At 45.6% G+C, this 25,161-nt stretch carries 26 protein-coding genes; 13 read left to right on the forward strand and 13 right to left on the reverse strand.

Annotation, left to right across the window (positions count from 1 at the left end; translation table 11 throughout):
• Positions 1 to 41 precede the first annotated feature (41 nt).
• Positions 42 to 1,640 carry a DNA polymerase Y family protein gene (locus H3S94_RS03450; protein WP_198240286.1) on the reverse strand — a complete coding sequence of 533 codons (1,599 nt, stop codon included), beginning with the start codon at positions 1,638 to 1,640 and terminating at the stop codon, positions 42 to 44.
• Positions 1,528 to 2,349: an ImuA family protein gene (locus tag H3S94_RS03455; RefSeq protein ID WP_198240287.1), complete on the reverse strand. Its 822-nt coding sequence runs from the start codon at positions 2,347 to 2,349 to the stop codon at positions 1,528 to 1,530. The genes H3S94_RS03450 and H3S94_RS03455 overlap by 113 nt, the downstream gene beginning before the upstream one ends.
• Before the next feature lie 246 nt (positions 2,350 to 2,595).
• Between H3S94_RS03455 and H3S94_RS03460 the strand changes: the two genes are divergently transcribed.
• From H3S94_RS03460 to H3S94_RS03475, 4 genes are all read left to right on the forward strand, one after another.
• Positions 2,596 to 2,985, forward strand: coding sequence for a YkvA family protein (locus H3S94_RS03460; protein ID WP_077990362.1), 390 nt, complete (start codon positions 2,596 to 2,598; stop codon positions 2,983 to 2,985).
• 180 nt (positions 2,986 to 3,165) lie between these two features.
• Positions 3,166 to 3,663, forward strand: coding sequence for an invasion associated locus B family protein (locus tag H3S94_RS03465; protein WP_077990360.1), 498 nt, complete (start codon positions 3,166 to 3,168; stop codon positions 3,661 to 3,663).
• Positions 3,664 to 3,811: 148 nt separating this feature from the next.
• A complete protein-coding gene (gene rlmN / locus H3S94_RS03470) occupies positions 3,812 to 5,041 on the forward strand; it encodes a 23S rRNA (adenine(2503)-C(2))-methyltransferase RlmN (protein ID WP_077994381.1) in 1,230 nt (409 codons plus the stop codon).
• Positions 5,042 to 5,067: 26 nt separating this feature from the next.
• Entirely contained in the window at positions 5,068 to 5,499 is a 432-nt protein-coding gene (locus H3S94_RS03475; protein ID WP_077990359.1) for a hypothetical protein, read from the forward strand.
• A 313-nt stretch (positions 5,500 to 5,812) separates the two neighbouring features.
• Here the strand turns inward: H3S94_RS03475 and H3S94_RS03480 are convergent, their stop codons facing one another.
• The 7 genes from H3S94_RS03480 to lptC all read right to left on the reverse strand — a co-directional run bounded on the left by H3S94_RS03480 (position 5,813) and on the right by lptC (position 12,538).
• A complete protein-coding gene (locus H3S94_RS03480; RefSeq protein ID WP_198240288.1) occupies positions 5,813 to 6,346 on the reverse strand; it encodes a hypothetical protein in 534 nt (177 codons plus the stop codon).
• Between the two features lie 146 nt (positions 6,347 to 6,492).
• Positions 6,493 to 6,960 (reverse strand): PTS IIA-like nitrogen regulatory protein PtsN, encoded by a 468-nt coding sequence (ptsN, locus tag H3S94_RS03485; RefSeq protein WP_077994380.1) that lies wholly within the window; start codon positions 6,958 to 6,960, stop codon positions 6,493 to 6,495.
• A 126-nt stretch (positions 6,961 to 7,086) separates the two neighbouring features.
• A complete protein-coding gene (gene hpf, locus H3S94_RS03490) occupies positions 7,087 to 7,671 on the reverse strand; it encodes a ribosome hibernation-promoting factor, HPF/YfiA family (protein ID WP_077990357.1) in 585 nt (194 codons plus the stop codon).
• Positions 7,672 to 7,824: 153 nt separating this feature from the next.
• On the reverse strand, positions 7,825 to 9,372 hold the full coding sequence (rpoN, locus tag H3S94_RS03495; protein ID WP_198240289.1) for an RNA polymerase factor sigma-54: 1,548 nt from the start codon (positions 9,370 to 9,372) through the stop codon (positions 7,825 to 7,827).
• 987 nt (positions 9,373 to 10,359) lie between these two features.
• Positions 10,360 to 11,142 carry an LPS export ABC transporter ATP-binding protein gene (gene lptB / locus H3S94_RS03500; protein ID WP_149866712.1) on the reverse strand — a complete coding sequence of 261 codons (783 nt, stop codon included), beginning with the start codon at positions 11,140 to 11,142 and terminating at the stop codon, positions 10,360 to 10,362.
• A gap of 28 nt (positions 11,143 to 11,170) precedes the next feature.
• Positions 11,171 to 11,827: an LptA/OstA family protein gene (locus tag H3S94_RS03505; protein WP_077990351.1), complete on the reverse strand. Its 657-nt coding sequence runs from the start codon at positions 11,825 to 11,827 to the stop codon at positions 11,171 to 11,173.
• A gap of 60 nt (positions 11,828 to 11,887) precedes the next feature.
• Positions 11,888 to 12,538, reverse strand: coding sequence for an LPS export ABC transporter periplasmic protein LptC (gene lptC, locus H3S94_RS03510; protein ID WP_246786397.1), 651 nt, complete (start codon positions 12,536 to 12,538; stop codon positions 11,888 to 11,890).
• Positions 12,539 to 12,953: 415 nt separating this feature from the next.
• On the opposite strand from lptC, the gene H3S94_RS03515 reads away from it, so the two are divergent.
• From H3S94_RS03515 to H3S94_RS03540, 6 genes are all read left to right on the forward strand, one after another.
• Positions 12,954 to 13,235 (forward strand): integration host factor subunit beta, encoded by a 282-nt coding sequence (locus tag H3S94_RS03515; RefSeq protein WP_077994377.1) that lies wholly within the window; start codon positions 12,954 to 12,956, stop codon positions 13,233 to 13,235.
• Positions 13,236 to 13,239: 4 nt separating this feature from the next.
• On the forward strand, positions 13,240 to 13,575 hold the full coding sequence (locus H3S94_RS03520; RefSeq protein ID WP_077990350.1) for a lipopolysaccharide assembly protein LapA domain-containing protein: 336 nt from the start codon (positions 13,240 to 13,242) through the stop codon (positions 13,573 to 13,575).
• A gap of 587 nt (positions 13,576 to 14,162) precedes the next feature.
• Entirely contained in the window at positions 14,163 to 15,284 is a 1,122-nt protein-coding gene (locus H3S94_RS03525) for an RsmD family RNA methyltransferase (RefSeq protein ID WP_198240484.1), read from the forward strand.
• Between the two features lies 1 nt (position 15,285).
• Entirely contained in the window at positions 15,286 to 16,137 is an 852-nt protein-coding gene (locus H3S94_RS03530) for an RNA methyltransferase (protein ID WP_198230452.1), read from the forward strand.
• Complete coding sequence (lspA, locus tag H3S94_RS03535) at positions 16,134 to 16,622, forward strand: signal peptidase II (protein WP_198240290.1); 489 nt, start codon at positions 16,134 to 16,136, stop codon at positions 16,620 to 16,622. Before H3S94_RS03530 ends, lspA begins: the two co-directional genes overlap by 4 nt.
• 517 nt (positions 16,623 to 17,139) lie before the next feature.
• A complete protein-coding gene (locus H3S94_RS03540) occupies positions 17,140 to 17,883 on the forward strand; it encodes a hypothetical protein (RefSeq protein WP_198240291.1) in 744 nt (247 codons plus the stop codon).
• A gap of 255 nt (positions 17,884 to 18,138) precedes the next feature.
• Here the strand turns inward: H3S94_RS03540 and H3S94_RS03545 are convergent, their stop codons facing one another.
• Together H3S94_RS03545 and H3S94_RS03550 are read right to left on the reverse strand one after the other, a co-directional pair.
• Complete coding sequence (locus H3S94_RS03545) at positions 18,139 to 18,966, reverse strand: transporter substrate-binding domain-containing protein (protein WP_246786399.1); 828 nt, start codon at positions 18,964 to 18,966, stop codon at positions 18,139 to 18,141.
• A gap of 76 nt (positions 18,967 to 19,042) precedes the next feature.
• Positions 19,043 to 19,924, reverse strand: coding sequence for a LysR substrate-binding domain-containing protein (locus tag H3S94_RS03550; RefSeq protein ID WP_198240292.1), 882 nt, complete (start codon positions 19,922 to 19,924; stop codon positions 19,043 to 19,045).
• A gap of 102 nt (positions 19,925 to 20,026) precedes the next feature.
• Here H3S94_RS03550 and H3S94_RS03555 point away from each other — a divergent pair, with 102 nt between their 5' ends.
• Positions 20,027 to 21,043, forward strand: a complete 1,017-nt coding sequence (locus H3S94_RS03555) for a YeiH family protein (RefSeq protein ID WP_198240293.1) — start codon at positions 20,027 to 20,029, stop codon at positions 21,041 to 21,043.
• 95 nt (positions 21,044 to 21,138) lie between these two features.
• Here H3S94_RS03555 and hslU read toward each other — a convergent pair whose 3' ends face one another.
• Entirely contained in the window at positions 21,139 to 22,449 is a 1,311-nt protein-coding gene (gene hslU / locus H3S94_RS03560; RefSeq protein ID WP_077990338.1) for an ATP-dependent protease ATPase subunit HslU, read from the reverse strand.
• Positions 22,450 to 22,528: 79 nt separating this feature from the next.
• On the reverse strand, positions 22,529 to 23,086 hold the full coding sequence (gene hslV, locus H3S94_RS03565; protein ID WP_075869579.1) for an ATP-dependent protease subunit HslV: 558 nt from the start codon (positions 23,084 to 23,086) through the stop codon (positions 22,529 to 22,531).
• A gap of 266 nt (positions 23,087 to 23,352) precedes the next feature.
• Between hslV and H3S94_RS03570 the strand changes: the two genes are divergently transcribed.
• Both H3S94_RS03570 and hisB read left to right on the forward strand, forming a co-directional pair.
• Positions 23,353 to 24,360, forward strand: a complete 1,008-nt coding sequence (locus H3S94_RS03570) for an asparaginase (protein WP_198240486.1) — start codon at positions 23,353 to 23,355, stop codon at positions 24,358 to 24,360.
• Between the two features lie 200 nt (positions 24,361 to 24,560).
• Complete coding sequence (hisB, locus tag H3S94_RS03575; RefSeq protein ID WP_077990336.1) at positions 24,561 to 25,157, forward strand: imidazoleglycerol-phosphate dehydratase HisB; 597 nt, start codon at positions 24,561 to 24,563, stop codon at positions 25,155 to 25,157.
• Positions 25,158 to 25,161: the final 4 nt, after the last annotated feature.

Genomic DNA, 25,161 nt, shown 5'->3' on the forward strand with positions numbered 1-25,161 from the left:
TGCGTAAACTTGCCTTTAAAACTTCTGGAAACTGAAAAATTTCAGGCAAATAATCCATGCAGAAACCACTTGGTTTTCGGATATTCGCCATAACGGAATATCCAGAAACGTTCGCCATTTTCATCTTCCACGCGATAATAATCACGATCGGGACCCGAATGTTTCCACCATTCCGCACTGATACGTTCAGGCCCTTCGGCAAGGCGGATTTTATGGATAACCCTTCGCCAGCGAAAAGAAGCTGGCGGATCATCCGGCAAAGCGGCAATGACATCAATAGGCTGTGGCGGGCAAAAAAGCCTGATAGGCCGTTCTGGCGGATTGGAATGAAGAGGAGAAAATCCTTGTGCCTTCAATTGTGCATCCAAAGCTTTCAAAGCTTCGGTGTGCGGTTTATGGTGCTGCGCTACCCCCCAAAAAGCTGCATATTCGGGAATATGACTTTCTTTGCTACCGGCAACCAGAACATGATCTGCCCCCAGACGGGTTGAAAGCCGATCAACCAGTTGCCCGATTTCTGCCGGTTCGAGATCGTCATTGACAAGCTCTGTCTGAAGGGGGCGAAGGGGAGCGGAACGACTTGCCGAAAGAGCCAAAGTATCATAGCCATATCCCGCATCAAGCGGTGTCTTCAAGCTTTTCAGCCGTTCCTCAAGAAGCGACAGGAATTGTACGGGGTCGCTCAAAGGGCGACCGGTCTCAATGCCTATCCGGTCAATATGTCCATCAACCCGATAAAGGATGATGTTTATCATCAGACACCCCAGACCGAGCTTCGTCAGACGCTTGAAAAACTCTTTTGCCAGAACAAAAAACTGTTTTTCAACCATTGTTACATCAATCAACGGCTCTTCCAAACGTAATGACAAATAAAGGGATGGAGGCGGGTTTATGAATGAAAGCGGTTCCTGTCTTTTTCCATAAAGCGCATCAAGGCGGGCAGGCAAAACTTCGCCAAAGCGTGCAGCCAAAGCTTTTGGTGAAACCGCCTGAATATCTTTCAAACAATAAAATCCGGCACGGCGAAGTGCCATCTGGACATCCGGCTTTGCTTCAAGTGCCGGTAATTTCAGCCGATCCAATGTTAAAACAAAATCTTCTTTTGTGACAAAACGGTTGACACCAAAACGGGCAAAAGCCCGTGCGGCTGCCGGTGTTATTGTCAGTGCAGAGAGTGTCTCAAGCCCCAGCCCCTTATAATAAGCGGTCACTTTTTCGAGCATTTTTTGTGGCCCCCCGAAAAGATGATCGCAGCCTGTTACATCGAGTATCAAACCAAAGGGAAGGCTATAGGCTACAAGAGGGGTGAACCGTCCGGCATTTCGGGCGAGATATTGAAGATAGTCCTTGTCGGCCTCTTCCGCTTCATTGACTGTTTCTATTCTTTCACAAAGGCTGCGTGCATGAACCAGAGAAAGCCCCGGATAAAGGCCGGCATGTATAGCCGCCTCATTGACACAAACAAGCCTAAGTCCGTGAACAGAACGGCCAACAATTGCAAAAGGTTTTGTGAAATCCGGTGCTTTTTCAGGCGGCAAAACCGTCTTCAGACGGTCTATTGGCAGGCGAGGAAAAGCGAGTGCCAAATAGAGCCGGCCGTGTGTGCCGTATTTCTTGGGGGTTTGTAAAAATCTGGTCATGGATGTTCCATTGCATCAACCAATGTCCGGTATATCCGGTTCTATTTCGCAAAAGCGTGACATCATAATTTGTTAGCCCCGGTGCTTTTGCACCCGAACTTTCAGAAGGAGCTGATTTGATTTGCCAACGTGTGGCAGCGTTGCTGTTTTTCAATGCTTCTTTGCCAAGCACCAGAACAACCGGCGAATGTGCTTTTTCTGCTGCCAGATGCAAACGTCGGGTGGCTGTAAAATCAAGCGCCCGACAAGCCCCCGAAAGGCTTAACAACAAACCGCCCACTCTGGACGTTGCCAATGCATCATCAGCCGCTTTCAATACATCTTCGGCTTTCGGACAACGCACCAGAATAAATCGCGCCGGATCAAGCCCGAAAGCAGAAATACCGACCGGATAAGGAATGCCATATTCTATTTCTGTGCTTTCTTCTTCCAGCCAGATGAAAGGGCAATTCGCCTTTTCATTACGTTTGAGAAGACCGAGAGAAAAACCGGTTGCACTATTCATGGCGGCTGGCCCTGAAATAACTTCATGCAAGGCATAAGAGGGAAATGGGCCGGCCATAAAATCGGCTGTTTCGTGACCGAGATTAAAATAGCCTTCAGGAAGAACAGGCTTTTCTTTGCCCTTCCTCTTGCCATCTGTAGAAAAAGCGACAGGCTTTCCTTCAATGCGGGCAATGAGGCGGCGTAATTGGGCTATATCCGGCATAAAAGACTCACACAATGTTCTTGTTTTGTTCTATTATTGAATCGAATATAAATGAGAGTCAAGCGCCGAATTTTACAAAAGAAATTCCTCTCTTCAATTTTGAAATATCTTTTGACAAGTCAATTCCTGAATATCCCGTAAAAAGGATTCCTGAAACGGGAAACTTGTAAAATTATGCGTCCTTCCTACTTCTATCATTGTTAACGGGGCGTGCTTTGAGAACATTTTTCCTTATGGGATTTTAAGATGGATAAAAAAACAATTGATAAAATTCTGAAGCCCGAATCAGAAGAAACGCAAAAAAGCCGCGCTGCAAAAGTACGGGCGACTTTCTGGAAAACAGTTCGCAAAGCGGCTGGCCACATTCCTTTTATGGAAGATGTTGTTGCCAGTTATTATTGTGCATTCGACCCTCAAACACCGACACGTGTACGCGGCATTCTTCTTGCAGCACTCGCCTATTTTGTGATGCCTTTCGATCTTATCCCCGATATGTTGGCCGTTATCGGCTTCACGGATGATATTGCAGTCCTTACAATTGCGATTTCCGCAGTGCGCGCCCACATTACCGACGCGCATTATCAGGCAGCCCGCAAAATATTGGAAAAAAACCCGATTGAAACGCCAAAAAAATAGTTTTTCCGCAGAAATTGATATTTTTACGCGAAACTTCACCTTTTGGTAACCATAAACTAGTCAAAATTGCATGTAACAACTGTCGGCATGTTGCAAGAATGATATGCCGGTTTTTGAAAATCGCCGGTTTGAAGCCACATGGCTTTGCCAATAGAAAATTAAAAGTGAGCTGAGTATACGATGTTTGGAAAAACTTTTGTTGCTGCGTCTGTCATGATTATGGCTATTGCCGGAACTGCTTCGGCACAAACACCAACACGCATCAACCAATTCGATGCATGGGGTGCCTATTCCTATAAATCCGGAAACAACACAGTATGTTATGTGCTTTCCGCCCCGATCACTGCGGAACCAAAATCGGTCAACCATGGCGACAATTATTTCCTCGTCAGCAAACGTGCCGGTAATCCGGTTACATATGAACCCCAATTCATGGCGGGTTATGCCTTGAAGGATAAAGTTACCGTTTCTGTTGACGGCAAGAATTTTGAATTCTTTACCAAGGATTCATCGGCATGGGCAGCTTCGCCGGCAACCGAAAGCCAGCTTGTTGCAGCTATGAAAAATGGCTCCAATCTTTCTGTCAAAGCTGTTTCCCAACGTGGAACAAATACGAGCTACACCTATTCCCTGAAAGGAATTACGGCAGCCCTGAATGCTGCACAGAAATGTAAATAAATAAAACTTTTTGTTTTTCATCAATTTCAGGCACTGCAACATAATAATACCATGTTGCAGTGTTTTTTATGGAGCATAAGTGTGGTGACGTTTGTTTGCTTTTGTGCTAAATGCGCATGGCAGAACTTTATTCAGAGCATTTGAAAGTATGAGCGTATCCTACGATCTTAAACCTATTGGCGCGGCATCACTTTTGCGTCCGGCAAAAATGGATGAAACAAAAGCATCCCTGATCGGTCTGTCGCGCGCTGAAATGGCTAGTGCTTTACAAGAAATAGGCGTTCCGGAACGTCAGACGCGTATGCGTGTGAGCCAGCTTTGGCATTGGCTTTATGTGCGCGGTGTTTCCAATTTCGACGATATGTTCAATATTTCCAAGGATATGCGGGAAAAAATGAAAAAGCATTTTTCCATCGCGCGTCCGGAAATTGTCGAAGAACAAATATCCAACGACGGAACTCGCAAATGGTTGTTGCGCTTTCCTTCCCGTGGAGCCGGAAAACCCGTCGAGGTTGAAATGGTCTATATCCCCGAAGAGGGGCGCGGTACTTTGTGCATGTCCTCGCAAGTGGGATGTACGCTCACATGTTCGTTCTGTCACACCGGAACCCAAAAGCTGGTTCGCAATCTCACGGCGGAAGAAATTCTTGGACAATTGCTGATCGCCCGCGACCGGCTCGGCGATTTTCCTGATAAAGACACGCCAGATGGCGCTATTGTACCGGCAGAGGGGCGCAAAATCACCAACATCGTCATGATGGGAATGGGCGAACCGCTTTATAACTTTGAAGCGGTCAAACAGGCATTGTTGATTGCTTCGGATGGTGAAGGGCTGTCACTTTCAAAACGCCGTATCACATTGTCAACATCCGGCGTTGTTCCGGGAATTTTCAAAACCGGTGAAGAAATCGGCGTTATGCTTGCCATATCGCTTCACGCAGTTCGCGACGAGTTGCGCGATATATTGGTTCCCATCAATAAAAAATATCCTTTGGCGGAATTGCTTGATGCCTGCCGCGCTTATCCGGGGCTATCAAATGCAAAACGGATAACGTTTGAATATGTCATGCTCAAAGATGTCAATGACAGCCTCGACGATGCCAAACGGTTAATCAAGCTTCTGAAAGGTATACCGGCTAAAATCAACCTTATTCCTTTCAATCCCTGGCCGGGAAGCAATTACCAGTGTTCGGATTGGGAACAAATCGAACGGTTTGCCGATTTAATCAATCAGGCTGGCTATGCTTCACCGATTAGAACACCGCGCGGACGTGATATTCTTGCTGCATGCGGGCAACTCAAATCACAATCGGAACGTTTAAGAAAGTCGGAACGGTTAAAACTTGAAGCCATGATGATTGCCGGACACGGCGACTGAAAATGGTGGCTCGAATAGGAAGTGACATGAAAAGTATTACAGCATTCCACATTACATGGATTTTGGTCGGTTGTATTTTTGCCGAAGCGGCATTTATGATTGTACAAATCGGCTTGACTGTTTTGTTACTCGAACATGACATAACATTACATGATTTATTGTCACCGAATAATCCGCTTTATGATATTCCGCCGCATTTCATGATTGTGGGTATTGTCTTTATTGCAGCGATTATTTATGGCGAACACCGCCATTTCTACAAAATGCACTATTATTTATTGTCAGCCGTCATTGCCGCTATTCTTTATTTCATCTCGCTCTGGTTGAGTGGAATGGCGCTATCTTTCGGAGAGACTGTCATCAATCTCGTTGCATCGCTCGTTTCCGGCGGGGTTTACTGGTGCATCACACCGCGTCGGTATAACCGTCGCACTTTGGCAGCTCTGAGACATCAATAATTCGACCACGCTAAAATAATTTTACCGCATCAGTCTTGTTAACCGGGTAGCAAATTTTGCAAGCCCGGTTTTTCAATTTCCCAAGTCCGGAAAATTTCCTATCGCCGGTTTTCAATTATTATCCATTAATTTAATGGGCTTTATTCAAGTCTTGCGTTCCTGGCGCAAAGCATGTTCCCTTCACCCGCTTCCCAAGGCTTCCCAAGACAATATTTTATATCGGGTCAATTGTAGTTTTGATTTTCTATTGAAGGCATTATTTTGCTCTTCATGCTCTGTAGAGCCGGGATGCTAAACAACCTATAAAATCGGATCAGGAAAAATGGTATCCTCGAAACAACAAACGCCGGTGGCGTTCTGCAAGCCGGTCTTTCATTTTGCCGTCTCTTACCATTTGGCGCAATTTTTCAATGTGCTTACGGCGCAATTTCGGCGAAGCACGACGCACCATCGGCCACAAAATCCACGGCAAGGCAAAAATATGAAACATCGCAAAAACAATGATTGTTGCGACCTTCGACGCCATAAGATAAGACCCGCGCGAGCGCAAAATGTAATAAGGAATGCTGGCGCATATAGCTACGAGAACCGCCCATAAAGCCGGTATGATAATAGCCAGAAGAAATACCCCGAATTTTCCCAGATTGATGAAAAATGTCAGGTTCCAAGCGTGGATAATCCAGTTCGACAGACCAAGCAGACCGACCAACAAGGCGCCATAAATAAAGATAACAAACATGATGAGAAAAGTAAGCGGCGCGGCTATACCCTGCTCGCGAAAGCGGTCATCATTCTGATGGGCCAAAGAGGTCATTATTTTGTCCTGCCATTGAAATTTACCGGACATATCAACTTAAATCCGGTCATAAAAGCCTATCAGTGGTCTTGTTGCCGGTCAACTCTTGAAAGCTAAGCTACCTCACCAAAAAAATAAATGCCCGCAATCGGTATTGATTCCGGGCATATAGAATATCTCAAGCAATCAACGCGATCTCAAGCAGCATTCGACGCAGCCGGATGCTGGGTGAGAAACGTATGAATGGCTGCCGCATCATGTGTATTGCGCAATTTTTGCACCATATCACTATCACGCAAAACGCGGGCAATGCGCGAAAGTGCTTTTAAATGATCGGCACCGGCACTTTCAGGTGCCAGAAGCAGAAAAACAAGATCAACCGGCTCGTCATCAAGTGCCTCGAAGTCGACCGGTGTTTCAAGACGGGCAAAAACCCCGATAATACGGTCGACATTATTAAGTTTGCCATGTGGAATAGCAATGCCATTGCCAACGCCGGTGGAACCAAGCTTCTCCCGCTGGAGAATCGTTTCAAGCACCGTGTGTGCATCGAGCCCCGTCAAAGAAGCGACTTTTTCTGCCATAATTTGCAAAACCTGTTTTTTGGAATTTGCCTTAAGTGCAGGAATAACCGCTTCAGGTGCTATCAAATCACTGAGATCCATGTGGTTTCCTTTTTCCATCCCGAATCCTCTCTCAAGCTGACAATCATGCCCGGAGAATGAAAGGGTGTGGATGATTCCCTTTTTATCGTAGTTGTAAAACCGTTAAGGAAAAGGTTTTTCCCCGATTCAAGCTTTATTGGTGATGGATGACGGGTCGATCCAACCGATATTGCCGTCTGCACGCCGATAAACAATATTGATTTTTCCATCGGCTGCATTGCGGAACACCAGAACAGGGTTATCCATCAAATCAAGTTCGACAACAGCATTGGCAACAGACATATCGCGCAATGTCATGGATGTCTCGGCAACAATTGTCGGCGCATAATCTTCCGGCAAGCCCTCGTCTTCATCGGGCACCGGTTCCATAATGTGGTATGCAAATTCGGCAAAAGCGGCATTATCATTCTGCTTGTTGCTGCGGGATTTCAAACGCCTTTTATAACGACGAAGACGTGTCTCCAACCGTTCTGCTGCCGCATCGAAAGCGGCTTGCGGGTCTTGTGCCTGACCGGTTGTTTGCAACACTGCTCCGGAGCTTAAATGCAATACGCATTCCGCCGAAAAACGTGAACCCGATTTGACAACGGTAACATGTCCGGTAACGCCGCCGGCGAAATATTTTGAAATCGCATCATTGATACGGTCTTCAATCCGCGTACGGAAAGCTTCACCAATATCCATGTGCTTTCCTGAAATGCGCAAGCTCATTATAAACCTCGTTCATAATTCGTGATTTTTGCAGTTTAACGACATCTTCGAGAGGAAGCAACTCAAAGCACGCCCTTTTCCTGAAAAGACAGGAAAACCGCATTTTCTGGGCGGGCTTCTAGTCATTTATCAACAACAAGTCAATCGACAAACTCATTCTGGAATTGTTCCAAGTTTTGCCTTTTTTTCTCTTCTGCGTAACACCGAGGAAGATATATTCATTACTTCTCTATATTTAGCGACAGTTCGTCGGGCGAGAACTATATTTTCTTTTTTGAGCAATTGAACAAGTGTATCATCGGAAAGAACATGATCGACGTTTTCATTGTCTATCAGCTCGCGAATACGATGGCGAACAGCATCGGCTGCGTATTGCTCGCCTCCTTCGGTCGATTGCAAAGCAGCCGAAAAGAAACTGCGCATCTCGAAAATGCCGCGCGGCGTTGCCACATATTTATTTGCTGTTACACGACTTATTGTCGATTCGTGCATGTGAACCGCTTCGGCGATTGTCGCAAGTGTGAGGGGTTTTAAAAAAGAAATGCCGCGCCGCAAAAATTCCTGCTGATGGCGAACAATCTCGGCACTCACAGTAATCAATGTTCTTTCCCGCTGATCGAGCGCCTTTATCAACCAATTGGCATTCTGGACACAGCTATTGATGAAACTGCGGTCAACACTGTCTTTACCTATTTTGACAGCATAATCCCGATGAATAACAAGCTTTGGTAAAACCGCAGGATTCAGTTCGACGAAAAATTCTCCATTCGGCCGTTTTGAAATAATCACATCCGGTATGACAGGCACTGCTGTCGATGTATTATAGGCGGTGCCGGGTTTCGGATCGAGACCGCGAATCTCTTTTAAAATATCCGAAACTTCACTTTCATCGAGACCGGAAAGCCTGGAAAGCATTACAAAGTCCCGCCTTGCCAGAAGCGGAAGATTTTGAAGCACAATTCCGATTGCCGGATCCATGCGATTTTGTCGCTCAAGCTGCAATGAAAGACATTCACAAAGCGAGGTTGCAAATATTCCCGGCGGGTCGAATTGTTGAAGGCGTTTCAAAATATTTGAAACCAATGTTTCGGCTACCGAAAATTCTTCGGCTACTTTTTGAATTGAACCGGTAAAATATCCCGCGTCATCCAGATCGCAAGCGAGATAACAGGCAATGTCGTGTTCATTTTTATCTTTGAAGGCAAAAGCAATCTGCTCGGCAACAAAATCCTGTAAATTCGGCTTTTCGGCAATCGACTCGATAAAATTGAAATCTTCGATTGGTAAAGCTTTCGCGGAAGCACCCGTCCATTCAGAGGAATAACCGTCTTTTTGGTTCCCGTCAAATGTCGGGCTTTGTGAAATACCGACCTCGTCGGCGCCATCAAACATGTTGGAGAGTGTTTCAGGATCAAATGTTTCGTATGGCTGCCCGTCTTCGACAATTTTTTCTTCCGGCATTTGCGCGACACCGGAAAAATCTTGAAATTCGCCTTCTTTGGCGCCCACATCATCTAAATTGCCGCCATTATTGTCATCAACTGCCAAGCGTTCAAGCAACGGATTTTTTTCCAACGCTTCCTCGATGAATTGTTCCAATTCACCGGCAGTCATCTGCAAAAGTTTGATGGATTGCATCAACTGGGGTGTCATCACCAGCGACTGCGATTGGCGTAACTCGAACGATGGTGACAGCGCCATAAACCTTAATCCTCCCCAATGGACCCCGCGCGAAACGGTAAATGAACATCACGCAAACGAACCGACATGTTTAACTTCGGTCGGATAATTTTCGTAAAAATCTATCCTTCAACGAAAATGGTATGATCCTTGCTTGTCAACTAAAAAATGATAAAAAATCAAAAGCTGCGTTTCGGCTTGTGCATTTCAACAATTTTTATATTTTTTCACCGGTGTGCGATGTGTTCGTCATGTGCGATGTGTTCGTCAAATGAAATCAATGAATGAACATTCAATTCGTTGTGTCGTTGTTTCCGACAAGAGAAAACCAACAAACGGATTTTATTTGACGATCCGGTCAAACCGGATTGATTTATCAATAATCACCCGCCGTTTTTTGATATTTCATTCCTCCATTTCGCGTTTTTTATTTCCTGCTTGCTATTTCCCGCTTTCTTTTCTCGATTGGCACACTGCCCCCCGTAACCGGAAATAAAACATTGCCATGCGGATTTTTCAGCATGAAAAACAACTATTCTGTTTTGGCTCGCATCCGGAAAGCATGTGCAAGCATAGGCACATGTCAGAATTTGATTATGAAAGAGCGGTTCATCGCCACCAACCGGTTTTTGTTCGGTTGTTTATCATGTGCAAAGGACAGCCGCTTTACCACGATCTATGTGTTTTACAGTGTTAGCGTGTTTTTTTAGCACCTGCCGCTTATAGCTGATAATGCAAAAACATCCCCGCGCGCCCATTACAAAGCACATTGGAACATATTTTCAAAAGTTCCGTGCATTTTCACCTTGCGCTATTAATTGCCGAAAAAAATAAATAGTGCCGGCGACAGCCTCAGGAAGGCTTTGGCATGTCTTATCCAAACCCCGCCTGTTGGAAAATCTGTCGCCATCAGGAAAGACAAGCCTTGCTGCACGCCATAATTTTTTTAATGACAAGCGCTTTCAGCCATTCTTGTCATCAAACATAATTCAGGCAAACACGAAGAACTCAGAGAGAAAATTGATCGCCGAGATAAAGCCTGCGCACATCCGCATTGGTGACAATATCATCCGGCTGGCCATGGGTGAGAACCTGACCATCATGGATAATATAGGCACGATCGACAAGCCCCAGTGTTTCACGAACATTATGGTCGGTCACCAGAACGCCGATGCCGCGGCTTTTCAAGTGCCGTACCAATTGTTGAATGTCGGCTATCGCAATCGGGTCGATACCTGCAAAAGGTTCATCGAGCAGCATGAAGTTCGGACGCGAAGCAAGCGCACGCGCAATTTCCAAACGCCTTCTTTCGCCTCCGGAAAGAGCCAATGACGGGCTTTTGCGCAAATGCGCAATCTTGAATTCATCAAGCAGCGCATCAAGTTCTTCCGCGCGTTTTTTGCGGTCTTTTTCGACCACTTCCAAAACCGCTTTGATATTATCTTCCACTGAAAGACCACGGAAAATAGAGGCTTCTTGCGGCAAATAACCAATACCCAAACGGGAACGCCTGTACATCGGCATATCGGTGACATCAAAACCGTCGATTTCAATGCTTCCGCCATCCACTTCGACAAGTCCTGTCACCATGTAGAAACAAGTCGTTTTGCCGGCTCCGTTGGGGCCCAGAATGCCGACAATTTCTCCGGCGCGCACACCGAAAGATACACCTTTTACAACCTGACGCCCGCGGTAGGTTTTCGTCAAATCGCGAGCAACCAACGTTCCTTTGAGGCGTTCTTTGAGGCTTTTACCCGAACCATCTTCATAGGCTATTTCTTCAAAAGCCATTTGCGAATCACTTTGTGACATAAAACGCTCATTTTCCGTTTTGTTCGTTGCGATTCATAATGATCGATACACGACCATTTTGCCCCGCCGATTTACAGCTTTCGAGAAAAGCTTTGCCTGTATCCATATGGGCCGTCAATTTACAACCGGTTGCTACATTATCACCATCTGCCAAAATGACGCGTTTTCCTGTCAAAACCATCAATTTCGATTTGCCATCGAAAATACCTTCATCGCCGGTCGCGACCTGTGTGGCTGTTTTGATATAGACTTTGCCGGATGCTTCCATTTTTTCAACACCCGTCGAGCCAAGGCCACCGGCACCGGCGGCGGCTGTTTTGGTGGCAGCATCCCCTTTGCCCTGATCGGAAGTGTCGCTTGCTGTTGCGGACTTGTCTTTATTGGCATCGTCAGGTGCTTTGGCGTAATGCACAATCAATTTGGACGTGCGCAAAATCCGGTCGCCCTGCACAACAGAAACATTGCCGGTAAAAATTGCGACACCGTCTTTGTCACGCATTTCCAGATTATCGGCGTTGAGTTCAACCGGTTCTTTCCCGCCCGAAAGATTAACCCCGAAATTTGTCTGTTGAGCCCATAAAGGCATTTGTCCGAGGCTCATGAAAGCCAATCCTGTTGCCGTCACTGCACCAAGCTTAGAAAAATATTGCTTTAAAGGCTTCATTTTACAATCCTCGAATAAACGAAACACCGCACATTTTTAAAATGGCAAGTGCCCCTCATTTTATTGCGCATTTGCGTTGTCAATGACAAGACTGACACCACGATTAAAAAACAACACTTGCCCATTATCACGAATTTGTAAACCGTTCGCTTTCAAATGTTGCCCGCCACGACGAATATCAACCGGCTTGTCTGTGCTTAATTGACTTGTCGCCAGGTTGACATCGGCAGCATCAAGCTTTGCGACCATTCCATCATTTGTTTTTACTTCAAAAGGTTTATCGAATTGCAGGCGACCATTGACATTGTCATAGAACGCGCCCACCGCATTGACAGCGGCTTCGCCACGTTCGCCCAAGGGGAGTGTCGCAATAATCCGTTGCAGTTCGATCATACCGGGATGGTGCGGATCCTGAATGGCCTTGTCGGCTTTGAGCGAATAGGGTTTGTTGGCCGAAGTATAGCCTTCAAGCTTGGGGTCGGTCATCGTCAATTGCCCGCCACTGCCCTGATCTCCGTTCAAAACAACGAGATCGCTCGTGCTCGGCGTTGCAAAAAATGTAAACCAGGAAAAAACCAGAGCAATAATAATAGCCACGACCGGCAGTAAAAATTTCAATATGTGGACACGCACTGAATGACGACGTGCAGCATCAAAAACAGCATCAGATTTGAAGCTCGGTGAAAATATTTCTGAACCGTCGTCCATCATACCTCTGAATTTTTCCTGAGTTTTACAAAAACAAACGCCTAGACGAAGTTCCCATATACCAGTTCAATATTTAGAGCAATTCTGCTTTCCATTCAACTTTTCATTGGACTGCCTGTTTTTATCAAATGTCAAAAGCCCACAAGGTAACGTTAAATGTGGCAAACTGCCTTTTTCAAAATTTTTTACCGAACACAAATATTTTTTAATCAAATAACGTTGACGAAATGCGATAGACAGACAATAAACTATTGCGTTAACTGGATTTTGTAGTGAATGATAAAGGACTTCTGGCAAAATTTTTGAACAGGAATTCAAAATGCCTGCCAGTCACGGGATCTGAAAATCGGCGAATCGTTATGATTCGTTGTTTTTTAGCGGGTCATTGTCACTATGCGGATCAAAATTGGAGGCTGTTTTGATTAAGTCGGAACTTGTGCAGATTATTGCTAACCGTAACCCTCATCTTTTCCAGCGGGATATTGAAAATATTGTGAGTTCTGTATTTGATGAAATATCTACCGCTTTGGCCGAGGGAAAACGGGTAGAGTTGCGCGGATTCGGGGCTTTTTCGGTTAAAAACCGGCCTGCACGCTCCGGCCGAAATCCGCGTACGGGTGAATCGGTCTCGGTTGAAGAAAAATGGGTACCGTTTTTTAAAACCGGCAAGGAATTGCGTGACCGCTTGAACAACGAGTGAAATCATGAATCTGAAACAGATTGTTAGTCTGATAATACTGATACCGGTTGGCATCATCCTGATTGCTTTTATTATTGCCAATCGGACAAGCGTCGCGTTAAGCCTTAACCCGTTTGATACAACAGATAGCAATCTTGTCTATCACGCTCCGCTGTTTGTGTGGCTGTTTCTGGCTCTGGCAATCGGCATTATCATAGGTGGTATAACAGTCTGGTTTAGCCAACATCGCTTCCGCAAAGCCCTGAAAGACACGCAAACCGAATTGCAAGGGCTTAAAATGGATATGTCGAAAAAGTCGAATTTGACAACGACCGAATTGACAATCGCCGACCATTCTTGAATCTGCCAAGCATTTTTGAAACTACCAAGCATTCTTGAAACTACAAAACAATGGAAAGCATCGTGTTTCGATTCCGCTTCACCATTGAAGAACACTATTTCACATAAATTATTCGCTCTCGAAATAGAATCTCCGCATTAAAAGAAGCCGACGCGCCTATAGAGGTTCGGCGCGGATATAAATGGATGTGAAAATTATTATTCTTTTAATTTTTTCGTCCAGCATAGGCGATTACATTCGCGCAGATTTTTATTTTACACCCGCCTTCCTGGTTCAAAGTTTTGACCAACTTTTACATAAATCGACATATCGAGGCGTTATAACCAAAATCCAAACCTAAAATTATGCTCAAAACACAAAATTATAGCGAGCCCATGTCAATTATAGTGAACCCATGTCATCCATTTAAAAATTCAAAGACCATTTTGATGATTGAACGGTTTATTGACCGGATCATTCAGGATTGCGATGTTGCAAGAAAAATATACCTTTTTGGAAAAGATGTTTTATAAGCAAAGAACGTTCTGTTAATTATGGAAAATGCAAGACTTGTGAAAGCACAACACCCGAAAGACAAGAAAAGGGGAATGAAAACACCGCGCAACGGTGCTGCCCCCTATGCTCCGAAAAAGGCTCTTGAGACAGGAAACAAGCCTGAAAGACGGAAAGCTGTGCACGCCAATAATTCAGGCAATTATCGCAAAATCGTCGAACAGGATAACACGAGACGCGAGAATCAAAAATTGCAGCCGGAAAATAGGGGCGGAGAAGCACCAAAAATCAAAAGCCGCTTCCTACCTCGCCCGTCAGGAAAAAGGCCAGAAGAAAGATTACCGGTTATTCTGGAAACAAGTGCGAACGAGAATTACGCATTGATCGACAGTGGTAATGGCCTCAAACTCGAACGTTACGGCAATTTGCGCATTATTCGCCCCGAAGGACAAGCTTTGTGGCAACCGGCATCAAGCGAAAAAGAATGGCAGGATGTCGATGCGATTTTCACCGGAAATACCGATGAAGAAGGCATGGGGCGCTGGAATTTTCCTAAACAACCCCTTGGCGAAACATGGCCATTGTCATGGGACGGAATGCCGTTTCTCGGCCGCTTTACGTCATTTCGCCATGTCGGTGTCTTTCCCGAACAGGATGCCCATTGGCGTTTTATGGAAGAGCTTATTAAAAAAGCAAACCGCCCCGTCAAAGTATTGAACCTTTTTGGCTATACCGGCCTTGCCTCGCTTATTGCGGCAAGAGCGGGAGCCGAAGTCACCCATGTCGACGCGTCCAAAAAAGCGATCTTATGGGCCAAAGAAAATCAGGAAGTTGCACATTTGACAGATCGCCCCATTCGCTGGATCTGTGATGATGCGATGAAATTTGTCGAACGCGAAGGGCGCCGCGGCAAACATTATGACATTATTTTACTTGATCCGCCGGCTTACGGGCGCGGCCCCCATGGCGAGGTGTGGCAACTTTTCGATCATTTGCCCGAAATGGTCAAAGGATGTCGCGCTATTTTATCCGACAACCCGATTGCCGTGATATTGACTGCCTATTCTATTCGTGCCTCATTTTTCGCAATCCACGAATTGATGCGTGATGAATTTACCGGCCTTGGCGGGCGCATCGAATCGGGTGAACTTATTTTGCGTGAAGAAAAAGCACAAAGGGCACTTTCAACTTCTCTTTTTAGTCGCTGGATTTTTTAATATGACAACACAAAAACAACACGGTCAGGTTAAAGAAATTACCTCGCTTGCCAATCCGATCATCAAGGATATGAAATCCTTGTCGCTTAAAAAAAATCGCGATCGTGAAGGCGTTTTCATGGCCGAAGGGTTGAAGCTTATTATTGATGCTCTTGATCTCGGCTGGACAATACGCACACTTCTGTTTTCCAAAGCCGGTCTTGGCAACCCGTTAATTGAAAAAACGGCAGCCCGCACAAAAGCTTCCGGTGGTCTCATCATCGAAGCAAACCAGAAGGTTATGGAATCGGTAACAAGGCGCGACAATCCGCAAATGGTGGTTGGTGTTTTTGAACAACGCTGGCGTGACATGTCTACCTTCAACGCAAAGGGAGAAGATGTCTATGTTGCACTTGACCGCATCCGCGATCCCGGCAATCTTGGAACCATTATCCGCACAGCCGATGCAGTAGGTGCAAAGGGACTTATCCTTGTCGGCGATACAACCGACCCCTATTCGCTTGAGACTGTACGTGCAACCATGGGGTCGATTTTTGCCCTTCCGCTTTTTAAAATAAGTGCCGACGAGTTTTTAAAATGGCGCACCGGATTTCATGGTCAAATCATTGGTACACATTTAAAAGGTTCCGTCGATTACCGCACAATCGACTATAACAAGGGGCCTATCATTCTTTTTATGGGCAACGAGCAACAAGGCCTGCCGGATAATCTTGCCGATAGCTGCGATCAGCTTGCGCGTATTCCGCAGGCAGGACGTGCTGATTCACTCAATCTTGCTGTGGCAACCGGTGTCATGCTTTATGAAATCCGCCGTCATAACCTGACACTTGATCCACGCGAGGCTCGTTCATGAAGGCAAAATCCCTCATCACACTTATAGCGGGGCTTATCATCACTGTCGGGCTTGACCAATTAATCAAATATTGGGTGGTCAATACATTGGCAGTCGGGGAAGAAATCGACCTTTTGCCGTTTCTTTCACTTTATCATGCCCGCAACCCCGGAATTGCTTTTTCAATGTTGTCATCCGTCTCCGATTGGGGGCTTATCGCATTGACATTTTGCATTATCTGCTTCGTTATCTGGTTATGGAAAAACGCCGGTCCGGAAAAATCACTATCGCGATTTGGCTTCCTGCTGGTGATCGGTGGAGCCATCGGAAATCTGATAGACCGCATACGTTTTCATTATGTCATTGATTACATTTCTTTCCATATCGACGATGTTTTCTCCTTTGCCATTTTCAACCTTGCTGACAGTTTCATAACGGTCGGCGCCGTCCTCATAGTGGTTGACGAATTGCTCCATTGGAAACGGGAAAAGCAAAAAACTAAATAGGTTTTTCAATAATCATCGCGCAGATGAACGAGCTTTTCCATTTTCATAAAATATACGATTGTCAAAAAGTGGTCTTGCAACAAGTCGGCTGGCTAGTTTTGACCGCTTTTCAAATTTTTATAAAATAGCTAAAATTCCGCTTTTAAACCGGTCATTTTATAAAGCCGCAGAACCGCGACAATCTCGATTTTTTATTGATCCGTTTGCAACGCAAAAAGACAAAAAAGACCGGAAAGACATATCCGTTTTTGACACATTGCGAGCCCGATAAAGCCCGATGCCATTTTTTTGACAGAATGAAAACCGTTTCTTTTCGTCGGAAAACTATAAGCAAGCGATTGATAACAATAAAAAAGAATAATCATTTACTTGTTATTTACTATATTTCGGGCGGAATGTGCATTGCCTTGAAAAAATCACTTTCCCGTCATTGTCATGCAACAAGAGAGTTCTAAATCGACAACATGACATGTTGTTGATTGCTTTTGATCGACAGCGCTTCAATAGGAGCATTGAAATGGTAGCTTATGCAAGGACAGTTCTCGAACAACCGGATCATCAAAATTGCGATACGAGCGATACACTTGTACTTGCAACATTCGGTTCTTTGGAAGCCCGTTTGCGGAGATTATCACATGACCTTATGCCAAAAGTTCCGGCGTCAACAAAAGGCCATATATCCGATGATGGCGACCAATGGTTGATGACTGTCAATGATATTGAAGACCCGCAAAATCTTCTTGCAAGCTGCTGCATGACACTGACAAACGTGTTAGGTGCCAATCAAAATCTTGAAGCGACAAGCCTCGGCGACAGTTTCGAGGTTGAAAGCGGCCGGAATGCCTCGGTTTTTTTGACAATTTCACCGTTTAAATGTTTCGACAAAGCGAAAGCCCATCGTGCCCAAGGGCTTTTGTGGCAGGCAATTTCCCGCTTCTGCCTTCTCCAGAATGTCGATTACGTGATTGGAAGTCTGGCATTCAACAGCCGCTACCCTGCCGCACATGCATTGGAACTTTCCTATCTCTACCATTTTTGCCGCTCGCAATCAGGGGTTCATTTGCGCGCCGCCCATGGTGTGACAATGGATATTATGCCAGAAGAAGCAATCAAGCCCGATGAGGTATTTTCTTCGCTTCCGCCCATGCTACGCTATTGCTTGCGTGTTGGAGCCAAAGTTGCCGACAATGTGGTTGTTGACCGCGCAAGCAATGAAACCCGCATATTTTTGTTATTTCCTGCCAAAAAAATTATCGGCTGAAACAATACGCATGAAAAGCAGAAGTGTTTTTTGCCACCAAACCAAAGTTCAAAAACGGAAGTCGTAAAATGCTTCCGTTTTTTGTTTCCAGAGTTATTTGAAATTCGCTCATCCGCCGCATCCAAAAACGGCTAACGCACTTGATTTATTGACAAATTTTTTAAAAACCCGCCAGACGACATGAGACCGTGTTGGTGAATGAACGGGGTATCTTATTTTTGCAGTTTACCCCTGTTTAAGCCAGATAAGCTTAATTTAGTTGGCATGTTTGGCTCCAGAATGTTTTTTATCATGATGTCCAACATCACCTGCTTTCAGCCAATGGGCGGAGATTGCATTATATTCGCCGTTTTTCTGCATCAAATGCAGCCATTGGTCGACATAAAGTTTCCAACTGATGTCGCCTTTCGGGAGCATGTAGCCCTTCTCGAAAAACTCCAAAGGCTTATCGGGATTGACGGCGCATAAAGTCGGATAATACCGTTTTTGATAAAGTGCTTCGGATGCATCGGTAATCATGACATCGGCTTTTTTGTCGACAAGATTTTTAAAAATTGTTGTATTGTCATGAAAAAGTTCGAGTTTGGCATTCGGCATATATTTTCTGACAAATGCCTCATTGGTTCCGCCTGCCGGCTCGATTGCGCGAACACTCTTTTGGTTAAGTGCATTTAACGTGTTATATTTTCTTGCGTCTTCACAACGGACAAACGGAATTTTACCGTCCACTCCAAGTGGTTCAGACATATAAACCTTTTGTTGGCGGGGAAGCGAAATGGAAATCCCACCCATTGCAATATCACATTTATCGTCAAGAAAATCGGCCATCAGCGTTTTCCAGCTTGTCGGCACAAATTCAACCACCACACCAAGAGATTTGGCCAAAGAATGCGCCATGGAAATGTCGATGCCTTCGTAAGTACCATCCGTTTTCAAAAAACTATAAGGTTTATAGTCGCCGGTGGTGCAAACGCGTAATGTTTTGATGTCGAGGACATCATCGAGTTTCGACGCATCTGCGTCTGTCAGCGTTAAAAACGAACACCCCCAAAAAAGCATCATCAGAGTTTTCTTCATCATCATTCCCATCCGGCAATTTAATATGTGTTTTTGTTTTATCCCCGTAGATTTGAATTATAGCTCTTCTAAATTTGGCCACTCAACTTTCAAGCAAACCAATAAAAGCACCAACTGCTTTGGTTTTGAAGCGTTGCGGGTTGAGTAACAGTAAAAAATCACGTTTTACGGATAAAAAATTCAACCTTTCAACAAGCCCTGCGGCAAGCAAAGCCGAAACCGCACGTTTTGAAATGGCAGTCAGAGCATTTGACGCAGCTACTGCCGAAAGCACCGCTTCATTCGACGGGAAAGTCTGCATCACCTCAAGATCGGTGAAGTCATAGCCATGGTTTGCAAGTGCCTGCTCGAAAATTGCCCGTGTTCCTGAGCCATTTTCACGCAAAATCCACGGAAAAGTCGAAATATCTTGAAACTTCACCGACGGTTTAGTTGTAAGAGGATGGTTTTTTGCGGCAATAATGAACAATTCGTCATCAGCCACTTTTTGACGATGAAGGCTTTCATTTTTGATAGTTCCTTCAGCAAAACCGATGTCTGTTAGGCCTGATAGAACAGCATTTTCAACCTGTTCGGTGTTGCCGATCGACATTTTGACCGTTATTGCCGGATATAAATTGCGAAACTTTGCAATGACCGGTGGCAAAAAATAATTGGCGATTGTCTGGCTCGCATAGAGACCGAGTGCTCCACGTTTAAGCCCGCTAAATTCACGCAAAGTTGTTTCGGCAAGTTTGACTTGCGCCAATGTGTGGCGGCAATCCTCAACGAAGACAGAACCCGCATCACTCAACTGGATACGCCGTCCAATGCGATTAAAAAGGCGCACCTGATAATGTTCTTCAATCATGTGGATGGCACTGGAAACGGCTGAAGGTGTCAACAAAAGAGCTTTGGCCGCTTCGGTCAAATGCTCGCGTTCGGCGACAGCCAGAAATATCCGCATCTGTTCAAATGTAATCATTGCCGTGCCAATGTTCGATCAAATCGAACAATTCATAACATATTTGAAAATTGATTACATGATTAAACCGCGCTAGCAGATTTTAAAAAAGGATATTTCACTATGACAAGCCGAGTTCAGGCAATTTTTTTTCGTTTTGCACCGGGCATCATATTATGCGCAGTTATTTCGGCTGTGGCCATTGTTCTGGAAAAGCTTGAAAAACTCATCTTCGGCGAGGCCTGGCTTGAAAGTCTGGTTCTTGCCATCCTGATTGGCGCAATCATCCGGACAATCAAAGGCATTCCATCCCAATATGCTGAAGGGGTGGGATTTTCGGCAAAAATTCTTCTTGAATGCGCGGTTGTGCTCTTGGGGGCAAGTATCAGTGTGAGCGCGGTCGTCGCTGCCGGTTTCGGATTGCTTGTCGGTATTATCGTCATTGTGGCCTGTGTGATTGCCGTAACTTACGCAATTGGCAGACTTTTGGGCCTTGGCCCCCGTCTCGCCTTGCTTGTAGCTTGTGGCAATTCGATTTGTGGAAATTCGGCGATTGCCGCTGTTGCACCTGTCATCAAAGCAGAAGGCTCGGATGTGGCTTCATCAATTGCTTTTACAGCAGCACTCGGTATTGTTGTTATTCTGGTCTTGCCACTTGCTGTCCCGCTAGCGGCCTTAAGCTTTACACAATACGGCGTTCTTGCCGGTATGACTGTTTATGCTGTGCCGCAAGTTTTGGCTGCGGCAGCACCTGTTTCACTTATCAGTGTCCAGACAGCGACACTTGTCAAACTTGTCCGTGTGTTGATGCTTGGGCCGGTGATATTTGTGATCGGCCTCATTTACGGCCTCGGCGCCAACACCAAACTCAAATTCGGCAAAATGGTGCCGTGGTTCATTATCGGCTTCGTCATTCTTTTGCTTGCCAATTCCTGTAATATTATTCCCCAATTGGCACTCGATACCATGGCTTTTGTGGCAAAAATCCTGACTGTTATTTCAATGGCTGCTTTAGGACTGGGCGTTGATATAAAGGCTTTGAAAAAATCCGGACCGCGGGTTGTCCTGACAGCTTTCATATCCATCATCATTCTGGCGACCGCAAGCCTGACAATGATCTCGCTTCTTCATTTGTCATAAATGGCCGGTAGTGCGTAAAAGGCCGCTATATCCAAAATAAAACAGCCCCGAAGGGCTGTTTTTGATAGACTATATGCACTCTGTTAGTTTTGAAACTACAGAATAAACCGCGACAAATCGGCATTGGCGGCAAGGTCACCCACTGCTTTTTTGACATAAGCGGCATCAACCTTGAAGGTTGTTCCCGATTTATCCGGTGCTGTGAAAGAAATTTCGTCAAGAACGCGTTCCATCACTGTTTGCAGACGGCGGGCACCGATATTTTCCACAGTAGAGTTCAAATCCACTGCTATATCGGCGAGAGCATCAATGGCATCATCGGTAATTTCGAGTGTCACATTTTCGGTCGCCATCAAAGCAATATATTGCTTGATAAGACTGACTTCCGTTTCGGTCAGAATGCGGCGAAAATCTTCCCGCGTGAGCGCATTAAGCTCGACCCTGATTGGCAAACGTCCCTGAAGTTCCGGCAACAGATCCGAAGGTTTCGATACGTGAAACGCACCGGACGCGATAAACAGAATATGATCGGTTTTAACCTGACCATATTTGGTGGCAACTGTTGTTCCCTCGATTAAAGGTAACAGATCGCGCTGCACACCTTCACGCGAAACACCGGCACCGAGGCCGCCTTCACGGGCGGCGATCTTGTCGATTTCGTCGATAAAGACAATACCGTCATTTTCAGTGGAACGAAGCGCTTCCTGAACGATCTGGTCCTGATCGAGAAGCTTGTCGGACTCGTCTTCGATCAATGGTTTGAATGCATTTTTGACCGTTGTTTTCCGCGTCTTCGTGCGTCCGCCCATTTTACCGAAAATATCGGACAAATTCATAATGCCCATTTGCGCGCCCGGCATACCCGGAATATCGAAGGTGGGGGCATTATTCGGGCTGTTATCGGCAATCTCTATTTCAACTTCATTGTCATCAAGCTCGCCCTCACGCAATTTTTTGCGAAAACTGTCGCGGGTTGCGGGACTTGCAGTTTTGCCGACCAGCGCATCCAGAACACGTTCTTCAGCGTTGATGTGGGCTTTGGCTTTCACCTCTTCACGTTTTTTCTCACGGACAAGATTGATTGCCACTTCAACAAGGTCGCGAATAATCTGCTCGACATCACGGCCGACATAGCCGACCTCTGTAAATTTGGTGGCTTCAACCTTGACAAAAGGAGACCCTGCCAGTTTTGCAAGGCGGCGGGCAATTTCGGTCTTGCCGACACCGGTCGGCCCGATCATCAGAATATTTTTCGGCATTACTTCTTCGCGCATCTCGCCTTGAAGTTGTTGCCGCCGCCACCGGTTGCGCAATGCAATAGCAACAGCACGCTTGGCATCTTTTTGTCCGATAATAAAGCGATCAAGCTCGGAAACTATTTCGCGGGGGGAAAATACAGAACTCATCTAAAAGTGCTCTCTCTTTCACACGTCTTGTCAGGTTTTACGCATGACTGACAAGAAGTGACATGGAAACATTCAATCATTATTCGGCATCAAGCGTTTCAACAATAAAATTGCTATTGGTGTAAACGCAAATATCGGAAGCGATCTTCATGGCTTTGCGGGCAATTGTTTCGGCATCCATATCGGTGTCGATCAGTGCACGCGCTGCCGAAAGAGCAAAGTTGCCGCCCGAACCGATTGCCATAATGCCATCTTCAGGTTCAAGCACATCGCCAAGCCCTGTCAAAGCCAGCGTCACATTTTTATCGGCCACCAGCATCATTGCTTCCAGTTTACGCAAATAACGATCGGTGCGCCAATCCTTGGCAAGTTCAACACAGGCGCGCATCAATTGGTCGGGATATTGTTCAAGCTTGGTTTCAAGCCGTTCAAGCAAGGTAAATGCATCGGCTGTTGCACCGGCAAAACCGGCAATAACCGATCCATTCTTGCCAATACGGCGTACCTTTCTTGCATTACCCTTCATGATTGTCTGCCCTAATGTCACCTGTCCATCGCCGGCAATGACAACCTTATTGCCTTTGCGCACTGTAATGATGGTCGTGCCATACATTGTATCGGGCTTATGTTCTGTCACAAGTAAACTCCTTTTATCCACACGCTCCATCCTCGTTAAAAGCAATGAAAAGCGGCTATATAGAGTGCATATTTAGGAACTCGCACATTAAAACTCAACCATATTGACGAAGACATTTTAAAAACCTTCTTACTTTTTAAAAAACGCTTCGGTCATTCCGGAACCCCCATTCAATGATGACTTGCAATGAATGCTCATTGTTGGTGTGAAGAAATCCTGCTAAGGGTTGGCCGGTATGAACATTCAAAGGAAAACAGAAAATGCCATTGCCGAGGGTTGCTATAGGTGCATTGGGCGGCACAATTGCCATGGTCTCCGGGGAGTCCGGTGGTGTGGAGCCTGAACTTTCGGCAGAACAACTCACCCGATCGGTTCCCGGAATTTCGGGATTGGCTACAATAGATGCCGAAACATTGGCGAAATTACCAAGCGGTTCACTCTCCTTCAAAGTGTTGTTTGATGCTCTTGATTGGGCAAATAACCAGATTGATAAAGGTGCAAAAGCTGTCATCCTGACGCAAGGCACCGATACACTTGAAGAATCAGCATTTCTCCTTTCACTTTATTGGCAAAAACCCCAGCCGCTCATTATAACCGGTGCTATGCGCGCACCGATGGCAGCCGGTGCCGACGGGCCGGCCAATCTTTTATCCTCGTTACTCGTGGCAATAGATGAACAAAGCGTGGGCCGCGGCGCTATGGTGGTGATGAATGACGAAATCCATTCCGCCTATTTTGTGAGAAAAAGTCATTCGCTTAAAGTTGAAACATTCAAATCAGGTTTAGTCGGCCCGCTTGGCGTGATTGTCGAGGCAAAACCGGTATTCTTCCACTCTATCGATAGACGACCAAAACCGCTAAGCCTGCCGAAAACGCTTGATAAAAAAGTTGCCCTTGTCGAAGCCTGTCTTTCTTCAGGCGGAGATCATCTTGAACTCGTATTTTCAAGCGGCATTTATCAGGGCGTTGTCGTTGCCGGTTTCGGATCAGGCCATGTCAGTTTCGAGGAAGCCGACATTATTAAAAATTATGCGGGTACTCTGCCGGTTATTGTAGCAACACGGGCCTATAGCGGGCCAACGAGTGAAAGAACCTATGGCTATAAAGGCTCGGAAATTGATCTGATGAAAGGCGGCGTGCTGATGGGCGGTTGGCTTTCCCCCTTAAAAGCGAGGCTGTTATTATGGGCTCTTCTTTCAGCCGGTCATGATAAAGAGAAAATTGAAAAAGAATGGGGTCACTGGCAAATCGGTGAGACAGTAAAAACCGTTTGAAGTCACAAAAGCGGTTCGCCAATGAAAAAAACGTGAAAGCAATTGGATATTTTACACGAATGATTTAACATATTTTACTTCAAAAGTGACGCTGATAAAGCTTATAAATAATACCGCTTCATTAAGCCTTGTGCTCATCGTCAGGTTTTGAAAATAATAACGGGTGAAGCACCTTTGAAGCTTCTTGGAACGGGAACAACATGACGCGCACAGCAACTATAAAACGCAAAACCAATGAAACCGATATTTCGGTTTCGGTCAATCTTGACGGTACGGGAATATTTGAAATTGATACCGGCGTAGGGTTTTTCAATCATATGTTGGAACAACTTTCCCGCCATTCATTGATCGATATGAAAATCAAGGCTGTCGGTGACACCTATATAGACGATCATCACACAGTGGAAGATTGCGGAATCGCATTGGGTGAAGCTATCAAACAGGCTTTGGGGGAGCGGCGCGGCATTCGCCGTTATGCTTCGCTTGATCTCGCTATGGATGAAACCTGTACGAGAGCGGCCATTGATGTATCAGGGCGCCCGTTTCTTATTTTCAAGGTCGAATTTCCGACACAAAAAATCGGCTCGTTCGATACCGAATTGGTCAGAGAGTTTTTTCAGGCTTTTTCCCAGCACGCCGGAATTACGCTTCATATTGTCAATCATTATGGTTTGAATAGCCACCATATAGCCGAGACCGCATTCAAATCGGTAGCCCGTGTTTTACGTGCTGCAATCGAGGAAGACCCGCGCCAGAAAAACGCTGTACCCTCGACCAAGGGCACTTTGAAAGGCTGATAAA

The sequence above is a fragment of the Bartonella sp. B10834G3 genome, assembly GCF_016102505.1.
GTDB classification, from domain to species: domain Bacteria; phylum Pseudomonadota; class Alphaproteobacteria; order Rhizobiales; family Rhizobiaceae; genus Bartonella; species Bartonella choladocola.